Here is a 15,288-nt window from a genome sequence, read left to right on the forward strand (position 1 = left end):
CGATGGGTAACGCGTTGCGGGACAAGACAGTCGTGGTGGTCGGGCGGGGCAGCGGGATAGCGCGGGCGGTCGCTTTGCTGGCGCAGTCGGAAGGCGCGCGGGTGATCGTGGCCGGACGCGATCAAGCAAAACTCGCCAGTGCCTACACCGGCAGTGATATCACCGCCGAGTTCGTTGACATCACCGACGATGAATCGATCGCCGCTCTCGCTGACCGGATTGGCGCCGTCGATCACGTGGTGTCGACCGCCTCGGCCCGCGCCCGTGGAAAACTGGTCGACCTACAGCGCCATAACCTGCAGCAATCATTCGACACCAAGGTCATTGGTCCCACCATGCTGGCCAAATACTTTGCCCCTCAAATCAATACGGGCGGTTCGTTCGTGCTGTTCTCAGGGGTGCATGCCTTCAAGCACAATATCGGCTACCTCGGGGTCGGTATCACCAATGGCGCTGTGGACTTCCTCACCCGCTGGCTGGCCGTCGAACTCGCTCCGATAAGGGTCAACGCGATTTCGCCCGGGGTCATCGATACGGGCGCCTGGGACGCGATGGGCGAGGACGGCAAGCAGGACTACTTCAAGCGCATCGCCGAGAACAACCCGGCGCGGCGAATCGGGACGCCCGAGGACGTGGCCAGCGGCGTATTGTTCGCGATGACCAACACGTTCATGACCGGCATGACGTTGAAGATCGACGGTGGCGAACCACTTGTCTGAGGCCGAGGAGGCGCCATGGGCAGGCTCGTTTCGGTCAACGTGGGTATGCCGAAGAACGTCCCATGGCGGGGCAAGACCGTGTACACGGGGATATGGAAGGCCCCGGTCGAGGGACCAGTCATGGTGCGGCGCATCAATCTCGACGGCGACGGCCAGGGTGACCTGGCCGGCCACGGCGGCGAGCAGCGCGCGGTCATGGTGTATCAAACCGAATCGTACGACTTCTGGAAGACCTACCTGAATCGCGACGACCTCGCGCCCGGTCATTTCGGGGAAAACTTCACCGTCACCGGGCTGGCGGACGCCGAAGTCTGCATCGGTGACCGCTACCGCATCGGGGACGCCGAATTCGAGGTCACCCAACCACGGGTCACCTGCTTCCGCGTCGGCCTTCGCCTGAACGAGCCGGAAATGCCCTACCTGCTTGTTGCCCAGCACCGTCCGGGCTTCTACTTCCGCGTCATCACCGAGGGGCACGTCCGGGCCGGGGACGACATCGTGCGGACCCGGCGTGGCCGCCACGAGCTCAGCGTTGCCGATGTCGACGCGCTGCTTTATCTGCCCGACCGCGACATCACACAACTCCGCAAGATCGTCGACGTTCCGGCGCTGAGCCCGGGCTGGCAGCAGTCGTTCAATGAGATGCTGGCAGCGCACGAGAGTTCCGCTACGCCGACGGCGCCGCCCATCGGAGTCGAGCCGGGCTGGAACGGATTTCGCGCGCTGCGCGTCAGCGCGGTGCATCGCGAAAGCGATAACGTGCTGTCGATCTGCCTAGCGGCGGAAGACGATACCCCGCTTCCGCGGGCGCTTCCGGGTCAATACCTCACCGTGCGGATTCCCGGGGCCGGCAACCCGACGGCGCTGCGCAGCTATTCGCTCTCCGGCGATCCCGACGCCGGCAGCTACCGCATCAGCGTCAAACGCGAAGAGCACGGCCTGGTGAGCCAGTGGCTGCATGCTCACATCCAACCGGGGTCGGTCATCGAAGCCGCCGCCCCCCGTGGGGATTTCTGTCTGACCGATGACAGCACCGCGGTGGTTCTGATCTCGGCAGGAATCGGTGTCACCCCCGTGCTTGCCATGTTGCACGCGCTGTCGGCTGCGGGCAGCAGCCGCGACATCTGGTGGCTGCACACCAGCCGAAATCCTGAGACCCAAGCGTTTGCAACCGAAGTCACGACGCTGATCGAGTCGTTGTCCCACGCGCGGCAGCGGGTGTTCTACACACAAACCGACGGGCGCATGGATCAACGGTCCATCACGGGGCTGGACTTGCCGACGGGCGCCGCGGCTTATCTCTGCGGCCCAACGCAATTCATGACCGACATGCGTGATGCGCTCACGTCCATCGGATTCGACCCCGCACGCATCCACAGCGAACTATTCGGCGCGCTGCCGCCCATCAACCCGGGCATCGTCGACACGGGACAGCACCAGCCGCCGCACCCGCCGCCCGGGAAGCCGGGAACTGGGCCATCGATCACCTTTTCGCGCAGCGGGCTTACGGTCAACTGGTCGCAAGACTACGGCAGCATTCTCGACCTGGCCGAAGCATGCTACGTGCCAACACGATTCGCCTGCCGAAGCGGCGTCTGTCACGTCTGTGTCACCGGGGTGGTGGCCGGAGCGACAACCTATGTCCAGTCACCGCTGGAGCTCCCTGAGCAGGGGACTGTGCTGATCTGCTCGGCGGCTCCGGAAACGGACCTCGTCTTGGATCTGTAGCGAAAGCCCCTGTGCTAAGCGGCAATCGCACGCTGACCGCCGGTCGCGTGCAAGACCGCGCCGTTGATATAGCTGGCTTCCGCGGAGCTGAGGAAGACTACCGCGCCGGCGATTTCGCTCGGTTCTGCAGGGCCGGCCCAACGTAGTGGTCGCCGCTACGGCTTCCAGCACGCCCGGCATGACCGCGACCCCCGGAGTGTCAGTCGGGCCGACCGCGATCGCGTTGACCCGCACTCCCGTCCGGCCGAATTCATCTGCCCACACCCGCGTCAGCTGTTCCAGCCCGGCTTTGGTGGCTCCATAGATTCCTGCACCGCTGGTGGGTACCGAGGCGGCGAGAGTGCTCACATTCACCACGACGCCGCCACCACGGCCGACCATCGTCGGAACCAATTGCTGCACCAAGATGTACGGCGCACGCAGGTTCACGTTCACATGCCCTTCGAAAGTCGCGCCATCGACGTCTAGGGTCCCGCCAAACTTGTAGATGCCGGCGTTGTTGATCAAGATGTCCACCGGTCCCGCCTCGGCGGCCAGCCGTCGGACGTCGTCGGCGTTGTTGAGATCCGCGGCGACGAAACATGCTTTGCCACCGGCATTCTGGATATCACGAACCGTCTTGGCGCCGCGCTCGGCGCTGCGTCCGTGTACCACGACCTGCGCACCACGCTCAGCGAGTTGAAGAGCTATTTCGCGGCCAATCCCAGATGTGGCGCCCGTGACCAGTGCGGTGGAGCCGTCCAGCGTTATTGCCATCGAAACCTGCCTTGAGAGAAGTTCAGTTGCTCCTGCCCAAGCACAGGCACGCCGGCATTTATTCCTACGGGCTGAGCGCGACTGACGCCTCGGCGGTGTAGCACAGGAATGTCAGCGTCTCCTGCAGGTAGAGCTGCACGGTGCCGGCGTCGTGGCTGGTGTAACCGATCGAGACGTCGGTGCCCAGCTGGAGATCGAAGTCGCCCCCGCGGGTGGTCAGCACGAAGGCGCCGTCAATGGCGGGAGCCCAGATGATTTCGCCGGTTACCAGTCGGTTGATGTGTTCGAGGATCGGATATCCGTGTTCGGTGGTCTCGCTGACCTTGGTGTAGACGTCAGCGGCCAGCAGCACCGAATAGGGGCCGTCGACGCCGGCGAGTCGCAGTTCGGAGAGTGCCTGCGTGATGACGTCGGGAATTTCGCGAGGGTCCGCGGGCAACGTCAGCGGCTTGTTGGAGCTGGCGGAGCGGATGCCCTCGATAGAGGCGGCGGCGTAGCCCTCGAAGATGGCGCGGTCCTCGACGAACGCGAGCTGCTTGGCCGCGGCCTTAACCGGGTCCCAGTCGGAGTCCCGCGCGCCGCGCTCGACGTCGTCGATCTCGTCACGGGATAGCGTGAATGGAACCCGCAGCCGGACAAGGGGCTTGCTTGCCCTCAGGTGGGCGACCACGCCGTCGGTCGGGGCGTCGACGTCGATGAGCCGTCCGGTGCTGACGGCCGCGGTGACTGGCCCGCCGGGCTCGCTGACGTCGACGACCCGGCGCCCGGCGATATGGCGCTTGAACGTTCGCGTTGCCTCCAATTCGATTTCGGTCCAAGCGACGTCGGTGACCGGTGCCAGATTGCGGTACAGGTTGTTCGTCATTGAGAGGTTCCTTTCAGGCTGCCGATCGAAAGTGAGCCGTTGTCCGAAGCGGGTGCCGCCGGGCGCTCCGTCACCAGCGGGGCGGGCAGGGGCGGGGGATCTTCGAGGAAGTCGACAGTGGGCGAGAAGAACAGCCCCCCGGTGACCGCGGTGGAGAAATCCAGCACCCGATCGGTGTTCCCGGGCGGGTCACCGAGGAACATGTTGCGCAGCATCTGCTCGGTCACCTCAGGGGTGCGCGAATAGCCGATGAAGTAGGTGCCGTACTCAACTTTGCCGAGTTGGCCGAACGGCATGTTGTGGCGCACGATCTTGAGCTCGTTGCCGTCGTCGTCTTCGATCACGTTGAGTGCGATATGCGAGTTGGACGGTTTCACGTCGTCGTCGAACTCGATGTCGTCCAGCTTGGTGCGGCCGAACACGCGTTCCTGCTCGGTGACCGACAGCGATTCCCACGCCTGCATGTCGTGCAGGTATTTCTGCACGTGGACGTAGCACGAGCCGGCGAACTCAGGATCCTCGTCACCGATCGCAGTCGCGCTGACAGCGGTTGGGCCGTCCGGGTTTTCGGTGCCGTCGACAAAACCCAGCAGATCACGGTTGTCGAAGAACTTGAAGCCGTGCACTTCGTCGACAACGGTCACCGCGCCGGCCATCGATTTGAGGATGCGGCCGGCCAACTCGAAGCACACGTCCAACGACTCGGCCCGGATGTGGAATAACAGGTCTCCGGGCGTTGCCGGCGCTGTGTGCCGTGGTCCGTTCAGCTCGATGAAGGGGTGAAGCTCGGCGGGCCGCGGCCCGCCGAACAATCGTTCCCAGGCATCGGAGCCGATCGAGGTGATCACCGAGAGATGCTTGGTCGGGTCGCGGAAGCCGATAGCACGCACTAGCCCGGACAGGTCCGGCAGCGCGTCGTGCACAGTCGCCTCGCCGCCATCGGAGATGGTGACCACGAGGAAAATCGCGGCAGGCGTCAACGGCGCGAGTATGGGTTGCGGCTGAACCGGAGACACTCTGCAGACCCTAGCGTGAACTCCGCTGTCCCGGACAGCCATGATGTTGGACATGTCGGCCAGTGCTACAGGCCTCTGCGAATTCATCGACGCATCGCCGTCGCCGTTTCATGTCTGCGCCACGGTGGCCGCACGGCTGCTCGAGGCCGGCTACACCGAACTCTGCGAAGCCGACCGCTGGCCGGAGCAACCGGGCCGATACTTCACCGTCCGCGCCGGTTCGCTGGTCGCCTGGAATGCGGACGAGCGAGCGGACGCATTCCGGATCGTCGGCGCGCACACCGACAGCCCCAACCTGCGCGTCAAACAGCATCCGGACCGGCTGGTCGCGGGCTGGCGGGTAGTGGCGCTCGAGCCGTACGGGGGAGCGTGGCTCAACTCCTGGCTGGACCGCGATCTGGGTGTCAGTGGACGCTTGTCGGTTCGTGACGGCTCCGGGCTCAGCCACCGGCTGGTCCGGATAGACGATCCGATTTTGCGGGTGCCGCAACTGGCCATCCATCTGGCCGAGGATCGTAGGTCGGTGACGCTCGACCCCCAGCGACATGTCAACGCGGTGTGGGGCGTTGGCGAGCACGCGGTGTCATTTGTGGGCTACGTCGCCGAGCGGGCCGGGGTAGCGCCGACCGACGTGCTGGCCGCCGACTTGATGACGCACGATCTGACGCCGTCGTCGGTGATCGGTGTTGACGGCAGTCTGCTGAGCGCGCCCCGGTTGGACAACCAGGCCAGTTGTTACGCCGGGATGGAGGCGCTGCTGCGCGCCGAGCCGCGCGGCTTCCTGCCCGTGCTGGCGCTTTTCGACCACGAGGAGGTCGGCTCGACCTCCGACCACGGCGCACAGTCCAACCTGCTGACCACCGTCCTGGAACGCATCGTGCTCGCCGCCGGCGGCGGACGGGACGACTACCTGCGCCGGTTGCCCGTTTCGCTGCTGGCCTCGGCCGACATGGCGCACGCCACCCACCCCAACTATCCGGAGCGCCACGAGCCCGGCCATCTGATCGAGGTCAACGCCGGGCCGGTGCTCAAGGTGCACCCGAATCTGCGGTACGCCACCGATTCACGCACGGCGGCGGCGTTCGAGCTGGCCTGCCGGCAGGCGGGGGTCGGATTGCAGCGGTACGAGCACCGGGCAGATTTGCCGTGCGGTTCGACGATCGGGCCGCTGGCCGCGGCCCGGACCGGCATTCCCACCGTCGACGTCGGCGCTGCCCAGCTTGCCATGCACTCCGCGCGTGAGCTGATGGGTGCGCACGACGTGGCCGAGTACTCGGCGGCGCTGCGCGCGTTCCTTTCTCCCGACTGACGGTTACTGACGGTTTCGGTCGGTGATGGACGCGCCGTTGCGGTACCGGGCGTCGGTCGCGCACGGGCTGACCGTGTGGCTGGTTACCGCCAGCGCCGGCGAGTGGCAGCGTACGGACGTCTCAGTTGCACTGGCCCAGCGGTACTCGACCGCCTACGCCGACCTCGACACCCCGTCAGCGCTGGCTGAAATCGCCGGCTAGCCCGTTTTGTCGGTCGGGATGGCGAATCACTAACGGTAGCCGGGTGGACCTGGACCGTCAGAACCCGTTGCTCCCGCGCTTTCCGATCAGCACCCCGCCGGCGCCGCCGAGGCCGCCCGGCCCGGTACCAAAGCCGCTGCCGCCGACGCCACCGTTGCCGCCGTTGCCGACAATGCCGCCGGGGCCGCCGTTGCCGCCGCTGCCACCCCCGCCAGTCGCGAGATCGGCGTTGCCGCCGTCGCCGCCGGTGCCGCCGTTGCCAAACAGCCTGCTGGTGCCGCCGGTGCCGCCGGTGCCGCCGATCGCGCTGGAGGTCGAGGTCGCGTCGCCGCCGTCGCCGCCGTTGCCGCCGCTGCCGACCAGCCCCCCGAGACCGCCGGTGCCGCCGGACCCGGCAATGGTGCCCGGAGCCAGGGCAGCGCCGCCGGTGCCGCCGTCGCCGCCGTGACCGAGGAGCCCAGCGTTGCCGCCGTCGCCGCCGCTGCCGCCCATTGTCGCGCCACTGGCCGCCCCGGCCCCGCCGCTCCCCCCGTTGCCCCAAATTCTCCCGCCGGCGCCGCCGTTGCCGCCGGCCGCGCCGAAGATCCCGCCAGGCTCACCGGTTCCACCGGCCCCGCCGTGGCCGAATAGCCCGGCAGCCCCGCCGTTGCCGCCGGGGCTGCCGGGCCCGCCGTCGCCGCCCCCGCCGCCATTGCCGATTATCCCGCCGACACCGCCGTTACCACCGGGCTCGCCGACCCCGCCGGAACCCCCATTGCCGCCGTTGCCGATAAGTATCCCACCGGGACCGCCGTTCTCTCCGGTGCCCGGGAGGCCATTTGTCCCGCTGCCGATGATTGGACGCCCCACTAGTGCCTCGGTGGGCGCATTGACCACACTGAGCGCTGCTTGCATCGGTGAGGCATTGGCCGCCTCGGCGCTGGCGTAGGCGTTCGCGCTGGCGTTCATCGCCTTGAGAACTGGGCATGGAATGTCGCGGCCTGGGTGCTCAGTGCCTGATACGCCTAAGCGTGTGCCCCAAACAGCGCGGCTATGGCTGCCGATACCTCATCGCCGCCCGCGGCCAGCACTGCCGCGGTGGGGGCGACCGCCGCCGCGTTGGCCTCGCTGATCGTCGAGCCGACATTTGCCAGATCGGTTGCGGCCGCTGTGACCATCTCGGGCATCGCGATTACGAATGGCACCTCGCGCCTCCATTAGGTCTGGGTCGCCACGTGGCGGTCTGCAAAGGAAGATCCTATCGCGCTCAAAGGCGACTCACGTCGTTACTGGCATGCCGGGGTTCGGCGTTTGAGCACTGGGCATAGAGTCTGCCGATATGGCGCTCGAGGTTGCGATGGTCACGTTCGATTGCGGCGATCCGGCGAAGCTGGCCGGCTGGTGGGCCGAGCATTTCGGTGGCACGGCGCAGGAGTTGCTCCCCGGCGAATTCTTCGCGGTGACCCGGCCCGAGGGGCCTCGGCTCGGATTCCAGAAGGTGCCGGATCCCACCCCTGGAAAGAACCGCTTGCATCTCGACTTCAGCGTCGCGGATGTGGATGCCGAAGTGTCGCGGCTGAAGTCGGCTGGGGCCACCGAGGTGGGTGGGCGCACAATCAGCGACACCTTCCGCTGGGTGGTAATGGCCGACCCCGAGGGCAATGTGTTCTGCGTGGCGGGTCAGTAATGGATTGTCGACCAGCGTGAAAGTGTCAATGTGGTGCGCCCCGGCCGCATCCTCACCGACAAATGGGAAGGCGTTTCTAGGCCAGGACGGCCTGTTCTGGTCGCACTACGAGAAGGTCCAGCTGCTCAAGCGGCACGGCCGCACCCAGGACGTCGCCGCCACCGTCGCGTTCCTGGCCAGCGACGAGGCAGCGTTCATCACCGCCGCTGTCCTCGACGTCGACGGCGGCGCCGTCGTCAAGATCCGAACCCAGGAGGGGCGCAATGCTCAGCCCATTCGATGACTTCCCCATCCATGCGTCGGCGGATCCGATTGCTACGCCGGCCAGCAGCGACCCCAACCATTACGACCGCTACTGGTTCAACGGCCACCAGTGCGACGGCGACTTCTACCTGGGTGCGGCGATGGGTCACTATCCCGTCCGCGGCGTCATCGACGCCGCCTTCAGCCTGGTCAAAGACGGAGTCGAGCACTCGATCTTCGCCTCCGGCGCCATGCCGCTCGACCGGTCGACCGCGATCGGGCCGATCCGCGTGGAGGTACCCGAACCCATGCGGACCATCCGCTACATCGTCGAACCCAACGAGCACGGCATCGCCTGCGACCTCACCTTTCGGGCTACCACCGTCGCGATCGAAGAGCCCCGCCAACAACGCCGCAGCCCGGAAGGGATTCTGCTGACCGACCACACTCGGCTCACCCAGTGGGGAACGTGGGAGGGCGCCGTCGTCGTCGACGGCGAAGAGCTCCGGATCGACCCCGCCGAGGTGTCCGGCACCCGAGACCGCTCGTGGGGCATTCGGCCCGTCGGCGAACAGATCCCGGTGCTTCGCCAGCCCATGGGATTCCAGGTCTTCTGGCTCTGGGCGCCGCTCCACTTCGGGGATCGGTTCACCCACTTGGCTTTTCACGAACACGAAGACGGCCGACGATGGCTCGAGACCGCGCTCGTCCTCGACCCCCTCCCCGACGGCACGCCCGGATGGGACAACGCCGGTGCGCGCGAATGCGACGACATCGGCTATGAGATCGAATGGGAGCCTGGACGGCGCGAGATGCGGCGGGCCCGACTGTGGTTCCACGATCCGATTGAGGGCGAGACCCATATCGAGGTCGAGAAGAAGTTCACTTTCCGCATGCGCGGCATCGGCTACTGGCACCCCCACTGGTTACACGGCAGCAACCACGGGCAGCTCGAAACCGGTCGCGAATCAATACGACTCGACGACTTCGACCCCCTCGATTTCGGATCGATCCACATTCAGAACCTCGTCACCGCGAAAATGGGCGACCGCCGCGGTGTGGGCGTCGTCGAACAGATCGCACTCGGGCCGCACCAGCCGAGTGGACTCAGCGGTTTTCTCGATGGGCACCCGTGACAGTCGCTGAGGTAGGCCGGCACTCTTAGACTGTCTGCGTGACGAGCGCGCGCACCCAGGTGATTGACACCGTCGAATATGCCGCCACCAGCCCCGACCAGCCGCAACCCTTTCACGAGCTGGGCCTCAAAGACGACGAGTATCAGCGGATCCGCGAGATATTAGGCCGCAGGCCCACCGACACCGAGCTGGCGATGTACTCGGTGATGTGGAGCGAGCACTGCTCCTACAAGTCGTCCAAAGTGCACCTGCGCTACTTCGGTGAGACCACCACCGACCAGATGCGCGCCGGCATGCTGGCCGGCATCGGGGAGAACGCGGGCGTCGTCGACATCGGCGACGGCTGGGCGGTCACGTTCAAGGTGGAATCACACAACCACCCGTCCTACGTCGAGCCGTACCAGGGCGCGGCGACCGGCGTCGGCGGTATTGTGCGCGACATCATGGCCATGGGCGCGCGACCCGTCGCCGTGATGGACCAGCTCCGGTTCGGCGCCGCTGACGCCCCCGATACCCGCCGCGTGGTCGACGGTGTGGTCCGCGGCATCGGCGGCTACGGCAACTCGTTGGGCCTGCCCAACATCGGCGGTGAGACCGTGTTCGACGCGTGCTACGCCGGCAACCCGTTGGTCAACGCGCTTTGCGTCGGCGTATTGCGCCAGGAGGACCTGCATTTGGCGTTCGCCTCGGGCGCCGGCAACAAGATCATCTTGTTCGGCGCGCGAACCGGGCTGGACGGCATCGGCGGTGTGTCGGTACTGGCATCGGACACCTTCGACAGCGAAGGGTCCCGCAAGAAGCTGCCGTCGGTCCAGGTGGGCGACCCGTTCATGGAGAAGGTGCTCATCGAGTGTTGCCTCGAGCTGTACGCGGGCGGACTGGTGATCGGCATCCAGGACCTGGGTGGAGCCGGATTGTCCTGCGCTACATCGGAATTAGCGTCAGCCGGTGACGGCGGGATGGCGATCCAACTCGACACCGTCCCGCTGCGGGCCAAGGAGATGACAACCGCCGAGGTGCTGTGCAGTGAGTCCCAGGAGCGGATGTGCGCGGTCGTCGCGCCCGAGAACGTCGATGCCTTCTTGGCGGTCTGCCGCAAATGGGAGGTGCTGGCCACCGTGATCGGTGAGGTCACCGACGGCGACCGACTGCAAATTACCTGGCGCGGCGAGACGGTCGTCGACGTGCCGCCGCGCACGGTGGCCCATGAAGGCCCGGTGTACCAGCGGCCCGTCGCCCGCCCCGAATCGCAGGATGCCCTCAACGCCGACAGTTCGTCCCGGCTGCCGCGCCCGGGCACCGGTGCCGAGCTGCGCGCGACTTTGCTTGCGCTGCTTGGCAGTCCGCACCTGTGCAGCCGCGCGTTCATCACCGAACAATATGACCGCTACGTGCGCGGCAACACCGTGCTGGCCGAGCACGCTGACGGTGGCGTGCTGCGCGTCGACGAGTCCACCGGCCGCGGCATCGCGCTGTCGACCGACGCGTCGGGGCGTTACACCCTGCTGGATCCCTATGCCGGCGCCCAACTCGCGCTGGCCGAGGCGTACCGCAACGTCGCCGTCACCGGTGCCACACCGGTCGCGGTGACCAACTGCCTCAACTTCGGTTCGCCCGAGGACCCCGGGGTGATGTGGCAGTTCGCGCAGGCGGTGCGCGGCCTCGCCGATGGCTGTGTGGCCCTGGGGATTCCGGTGACGGGCGGCAACGTCAGCTTCTACAACCAAACCGGGTCGGCAGCGATCCTGCCCACGCCGGTGGTCGGGGTGCTCGGCGTCTTGGATGACGTGAGTCGACGTCTTCCGACCGGCCTGGGCAGCGAGCCGGGGGAGACCCTGATGCTGCTGGGCGACACCCGCGACGAGTTCGACGGCTCCGTCTGGGCGCAGGTGACCGCCGACCATCTGGGCGGGCGGCCGCCGGCGGTGGACCTGGCGCGCGAGAAGCTGCTCGCCGACGTGCTGAGCTCGGCATCGCGGGACGGACTGGTGTCCGCGGCGCACGACCTGTCCGAAGGCGGCCTCGCCCAGGCCGTCGTGGAATCGGCACTGGCGGGTGAAACCGGTTGCCGCATCGTGCTTCCCGAGGATGCAGACCCGTTTGTGATGCTGTTTTCCGAATCGGCGGGCCGGGTGCTGGTGGCGGTGCCGCGCACCGAGGAGAGCCGGTTCCGTGCGATGTGCGAGGCGCGGGGATTGCCGGCGGTCCGCATCGGCGTCGTCGATCAGGGTTCCGACGCGATAGAGATACAGGCCCTGTTCACCGTGCCCCTGGCGGAACTGCGCGCGACGTCCGAGGCGGTGCTGCCGCGAATCTTCGGCTGAGTTTCCGTCGGGTACAAGCTCTTTCGTTAGCCGCTAGCCTGGTTGGTTGGAGCTTCCTGAGTCCCCGGCTGCCCGCCGTTTGGCGGGCAGCGTTGCAGGCTGGTGTGGGTGGGCTGCTGGCGCTGGTGACCCGTGCGCCGCTAGGCCTGCGTCCGCCTCGGTTATGGGCGGGGTTGCGGCTGGGGTCTGCGGCTGGAGCCGTCGCGGCCACCGCGATAGCGGCGACCACCTCGCTGCCGGCGGTGCGGCGGTCGATGTCTCATCGCGACTTGCCGGCATCGGTGCCGGGCTGGCTGGTTTTGCGGATACCCGTCGGCACGGTCTGGGCCGAGGAGGCCGCCTTCCGTGCGGCACTGGTGACGGCCGGTTCCACGGCCTTCGGCAACTCCGGTGGACGGCTCCTGCAGGCCGCGGCTTTCGGGCTTTCCCACATCCCGGATGCGCGCGCGATGGGTGAGCCGGTGGTGGCCACCGTGCTGGCCACCGGTATCGGGGGCTGGTTGTTCGGACGGATCGCCGACCGTTCCGGGAGCCTGGCGGCCCCACTCCTGGTGCACCTGGCCATCAACGAGGCTGGTGCGGTGGCGGCCCTGGCCGCGCGGCGTCGTTTCCGGTAGGCGCGTGGAACGGCTCACAAGCGCGCGGGTTTGGGCAGCAGCACAGTTATACTCAATGTTTCTTCTATGTAAACCGCTCGATCATGGAAGGGGTTGGCACCTCCGGTGCACAGACTCAGGGCCGCGGAGCATCCGCGGCCGGATTACGTCCTTCTGCACATCAGCGACACTCATCTCATCGGAGGGGACGACACTCTCTACGGGGCTGTTGATGCCGACAGCCGGCTTGGCGAGCTGCTCGAGCAGCTGAAGGAGTCCGGGCTACGCCCCGACGCGATCATCTTCACCGGCGATTTAGCCGATAAGGGCGAGCCGGAGGCATATCGAAAACTGCGCGGTCTGATCGAGCCGTTCGCGGCCGAGCTGGGTTCTGAACTCGTCTGGGTGATGGGCAACCACGACGACCGTGCCGAATTGCGCAGGATGTTGCTGGACGAGGCGCCCTCGATGGCACCCCTGGACCGCGTGCGCATGATCGACGGGCTGCGGATGGTCACCCTGGATACGTCGGTGCCGGGACATCATTACGGCGAAATCACCGCATCCCAGTTGGATTGGCTGGCCCGACAATTGGAAACCGAAGCCCCGGACGGCACCATTTTGGCGTTGCATCATCCGCCGATTCCGAGTGTCTTGGACCTGGCCGTCACGGTGGAACTGCGCGACCAGGCTTCGCTCGGGCGGGTGCTCAAGGGCAGCGATGTTCGTGCCATTCTGGCCGGGCACCTGCACTACTCGACGAATGCCACCTTCGTCGGCATCCCGGTGTCGGTCGCCTCGGCTACCTGCTATACCCAGGATCTGACGGTCGCCGCCGGGGGAACGCGCGGCAAAGACGGTGCGCAGGGTTGCAACCTCGTGCACGTGTATCAAGACACGGTCGTGCACTCGGTGATTCCGCTTGGCACCGGAAAAACCGTGGGCACCTTTGTGTCTCCCGAGCAGGCGCGACGCGAAATCACCGAAAGCGGCCTCTTTATCGAGCCGTCGTCGCGGGATTCCTTATTTGCGCACCCTCCAATGGTGCTGACGCCATCTGCGCCGCAAATCCTTGTCGACTGACGTCGTCCGCCGCGACCTTCTCCCAGGGCGCCGGTATCGGGAAATAGCGTTCCAGAAAACCCACGACGCGGTCTGCCCGCTCGTGGGCGGAGACCTCGGGAAAACTACTGTCGTTGAGACAGAAAAAGTCGTACCCGCGTCGCTTGCGCAGCTCGGAAAGTAGGTTGAGGCCGACGTGCGTGGTGGTATTCACGTAGAGGACTTTGGCCTTTTCTTGCTGGACGGCGCGTCCGGTCATGAGCGCGTAGTAGTGGTAGAACGAGTTGGTCACTGAGATATCGGTGCCGGAGCGGAACGGACTCGCCTGAGTGCGAGCGAATTCGTCGGGGAATTCGCGTTCCATCTCGATCAGCACGCTTTTGCGCAGCGGGACCGCAGTGTGCTCGAGGTGACGGGTGATGACGTGCCCGAACCGCTCGAAGAGGATCTGTCGGTTAACCCGGGCCGCATTCTCAAAGCCGCTGCGCGTGGGATCGTTTGCGCCGAGCCCGATCCGGGTCTTGGCCTCGATGAACCTCGTGACCCCACCCGGGGAGAAGAACATGCTGGCTTTGAGCGGCCGACCGAAGAACATGTCGTCGTTGGAGTACAGGAAATGCTCACTGAGGCCGGGGATGTTGTGCAGCTGGCTTTCCACCGCGTGCGAGTTATAGGTGGGCAGCGCTGCCCTGTCCGAAAAGTGTTCCTCCGCGGGGACAATGGTGATCACGGGGTGCTCAGCCAACCACGGTGGTGGGGTCGAGTCCGTCGCGATGAAGATGCGACGGACCCACGGAGCAAACATGTTCACCGAACGCAAAGCGTATTTCAACTCGTCGATCTGGCGGATTCGTGCCTCAGCCGCGTCGCCTTCACCCACCACGACCTGTGACATTTGCGCGGCACGTCGCGCCCGAAATTCCGGATCACTACCGTCGACCCAGGAGAACACCATATCGATATCGAACGTCACGTCGCTGGCGTGGGGAGCGAACATTCCCTCAATGGTCGGCCATTTATACCCGTAAAGCTTGACGGTTGTTGGCTTTATTTCATTGCGTGGCAGCACCTTGCGGGTTAGCGAGTTTTCCACCGGACAGCAGACCAGGGTCTCCTCAAACACCCAGAACTGGATTTCGACACCGAACCTCGGCCCGTACCGGAACCCTCCGGGCGCGATCCGCCGTCGGTACAACCGCACAATCCGTGGGTCGACCAGCCGGGAAAGATTGCCATCGGCCACCAACACGGGAGAAATTCCGCGCTGATCAATGGTTTTGGCATACATCGGCTCGCTGGCGCAGGCCGCCGCCAGTGCGCGCTCGACCGTCGGGCGCAGCTCGATGCTGATGGCGAGAATCGGCCGGCCTTTGTGGCTGCGGATAAGCAGGAAGGGAATGTCGGCCCGGTTCAACACCTTTCGCAGAAAAACCAGATCCTCGATCTGGGCCTCGTGCGGGGTCAACCTGGATTCCAGGCGGGCAATCTTCCCCCGTCGGGTAACGATGATGGGATCGAGGGTGCGCCGCGCGGGCCGACCCCCGTCGCGCGACACGATCTTGGACATCAGAACACCGCCTTAATTGATTGCGACCACGGCACCGCGAGAATCCCACACATTGAGCGTCGGTGCAGAACGAGAAACCCCACGCCAACAGGGCTCACA

Annotated in this window: 13 protein-coding genes and 2 pseudogenes; 10 read left to right on the top strand and 5 right to left on the bottom strand. The window is 66.0% G+C overall.

Annotated features, from left to right (window positions below):
- Positions 1–2: 2 nt before the first annotated feature.
- Positions 3–719 carry an SDR family oxidoreductase gene (locus ACLP9N_RS27815; RefSeq protein ID WP_442410392.1) on the top strand — a complete coding sequence of 239 codons (717 nt, stop codon included), beginning with the start codon at positions 3–5 and terminating at the stop codon, positions 717–719.
- Between the two features lie 15 nt (positions 720–734).
- Positions 735–2,447, top strand: coding sequence for an MOSC domain-containing protein (locus tag ACLP9N_RS27820; RefSeq protein WP_442404743.1), 1,713 nt, complete (start codon positions 735–737; stop codon positions 2,445–2,447).
- Here the strand turns inward: ACLP9N_RS27820 and ACLP9N_RS27825 are convergent.
- From ACLP9N_RS27825 to ACLP9N_RS27835, 3 genes are all read right to left on the bottom strand, one after another.
- Positions 2,367–3,203, bottom strand: coding sequence for an SDR family NAD(P)-dependent oxidoreductase (locus tag ACLP9N_RS27825; RefSeq protein ID WP_442404742.1), 837 nt, complete (start codon positions 3,201–3,203; stop codon positions 2,367–2,369). The genes ACLP9N_RS27820 and ACLP9N_RS27825 overlap by 81 nt on opposite strands.
- A 64-nt stretch (positions 3,204–3,267) precedes the next feature.
- A complete protein-coding gene (locus ACLP9N_RS27830) occupies positions 3,268–4,068 on the bottom strand; it encodes a family 1 encapsulin nanocompartment shell protein (RefSeq protein ID WP_442410393.1) in 801 nt (266 codons plus the stop codon).
- Positions 4,065–5,084 (bottom strand): Dyp-type peroxidase, encoded by a 1,020-nt coding sequence (locus ACLP9N_RS27835; RefSeq protein WP_442410394.1) that lies wholly within the window; start codon positions 5,082–5,084, stop codon positions 4,065–4,067. The genes ACLP9N_RS27830 and ACLP9N_RS27835 overlap by 4 nt, the downstream gene beginning before the upstream one ends.
- Positions 5,085–5,136: 52 nt before the next feature.
- Here ACLP9N_RS27835 and ACLP9N_RS27840 point away from each other — a divergent pair, with 52 nt between their 5' ends.
- Together ACLP9N_RS27840 and ACLP9N_RS27845 are read left to right on the top strand one after the other, a co-directional pair.
- A complete protein-coding gene (locus tag ACLP9N_RS27840) occupies positions 5,137–6,393 on the top strand; it encodes a M18 family aminopeptidase (protein ID WP_442410395.1) in 1,257 nt (418 codons plus the stop codon).
- 37 nt (positions 6,394–6,430) lie between these two features.
- Positions 6,431–6,595 (top strand): annotated as a pseudogene (locus ACLP9N_RS27845) (aminoglycoside phosphotransferase); the annotation flags it as partial.
- Positions 6,596–6,658: 63 nt separating this feature from the next.
- On the opposite strand, the pseudogene ACLP9N_RS27850 reads toward ACLP9N_RS27845, so the two are convergent.
- A pseudogene (locus tag ACLP9N_RS27850) lies at positions 6,659–7,779 on the bottom strand (PE family protein); the annotation flags it as partial.
- Positions 7,780–7,913: 134 nt separating this feature from the next.
- On the opposite strand from ACLP9N_RS27850, the gene ACLP9N_RS27855 reads away from it, so the two are divergent.
- From ACLP9N_RS27855 to ACLP9N_RS27880, 6 genes are all read left to right on the top strand, one after another.
- Positions 7,914–8,261, top strand: coding sequence for a VOC family protein (locus tag ACLP9N_RS27855; RefSeq protein WP_442410396.1), 348 nt, complete (start codon positions 7,914–7,916; stop codon positions 8,259–8,261).
- Positions 8,262–8,277: 16 nt separating this feature from the next.
- Complete coding sequence (locus ACLP9N_RS27860; protein ID WP_442410397.1) at positions 8,278–8,544, top strand: SDR family oxidoreductase; 267 nt, start codon at positions 8,278–8,280, stop codon at positions 8,542–8,544.
- Positions 8,525–9,640: a hypothetical protein gene (locus ACLP9N_RS27865; RefSeq protein ID WP_442410398.1), complete on the top strand. Its 1,116-nt coding sequence runs from the start codon at positions 8,525–8,527 to the stop codon at positions 9,638–9,640. The genes ACLP9N_RS27860 and ACLP9N_RS27865 overlap by 20 nt, the downstream gene beginning before the upstream one ends.
- 59 nt (positions 9,641–9,699) lie before the next feature.
- Positions 9,700–11,964 carry a phosphoribosylformylglycinamidine synthase subunit PurL gene (gene purL / locus ACLP9N_RS27870; RefSeq protein WP_442410428.1) on the top strand — a complete coding sequence of 755 codons (2,265 nt, stop codon included), beginning with the start codon at positions 9,700–9,702 and terminating at the stop codon, positions 11,962–11,964.
- Entirely contained in the window at positions 11,961–12,581 is a 621-nt protein-coding gene (locus ACLP9N_RS27875; protein ID WP_442410429.1) for an Rv0804 family intramembrane glutamic endopeptidase, read from the top strand. The genes purL and ACLP9N_RS27875 overlap by 4 nt, the downstream gene beginning before the upstream one ends.
- Before the next feature lie 105 nt (positions 12,582–12,686).
- Positions 12,687–13,643, top strand: coding sequence for a phosphodiesterase (locus ACLP9N_RS27880; protein ID WP_442410399.1), 957 nt, complete (start codon positions 12,687–12,689; stop codon positions 13,641–13,643).
- Here ACLP9N_RS27880 and ACLP9N_RS27885 read toward each other — a convergent pair.
- A complete protein-coding gene (locus ACLP9N_RS27885; protein ID WP_442410400.1) occupies positions 13,558–15,189 on the bottom strand; it encodes a stealth family protein in 1,632 nt (543 codons plus the stop codon). The two genes, ACLP9N_RS27880 and ACLP9N_RS27885, sit on opposite strands and share 86 nt — an antisense overlap.
- Positions 15,190–15,288: the final 99 nt, after the last annotated feature.

The sequence above is a fragment of the Mycobacterium sp. genome (genome assembly GCF_052144515.1).
Taxonomy (GTDB): Bacteria; Actinomycetota; Actinomycetes; order Mycobacteriales; family Mycobacteriaceae; genus Mycobacterium.

Excerpts from the sequence above, each read along its gene's own strand:
- ACLP9N_RS27815 (WP_442410392.1), top strand. The coding sequence starts at position 3 with ATGGGTAACGCGTTGCGGGACAAGACAGTCGTGGTGGTCGGGCGGGGC.
- ACLP9N_RS27820 (WP_442404743.1), top strand. The coding sequence starts at position 735 with ATGGGCAGGCTCGTTTCGGTCAACGTGGGTATGCCGAAGAACGTCCCA.
- ACLP9N_RS27825 (WP_442404742.1), bottom strand. The coding sequence starts at position 3,203 with ATGGCAATAACGCTGGACGGCTCCACCGCACTGGTCACGGGCGCCACA.
- ACLP9N_RS27830 (WP_442410393.1), bottom strand. The coding sequence starts at position 4,068 with ATGACGAACAACCTGTACCGCAATCTGGCACCGGTCACCGACGTCGCT.
- ACLP9N_RS27840 (WP_442410395.1), top strand. The coding sequence starts at position 5,137 with ATGTCGGCCAGTGCTACAGGCCTCTGCGAATTCATCGACGCATCGCCG.
- ACLP9N_RS27855 (WP_442410396.1), top strand. The coding sequence starts at position 7,914 with ATGGCGCTCGAGGTTGCGATGGTCACGTTCGATTGCGGCGATCCGGCG.
- ACLP9N_RS27865 (WP_442410398.1), top strand. The coding sequence starts at position 8,525 with ATGCTCAGCCCATTCGATGACTTCCCCATCCATGCGTCGGCGGATCCG.
- ACLP9N_RS27885 (WP_442410400.1), bottom strand. The coding sequence starts at position 15,189 with ATGTCCAAGATCGTGTCGCGCGACGGGGGTCGGCCCGCGCGGCGCACC.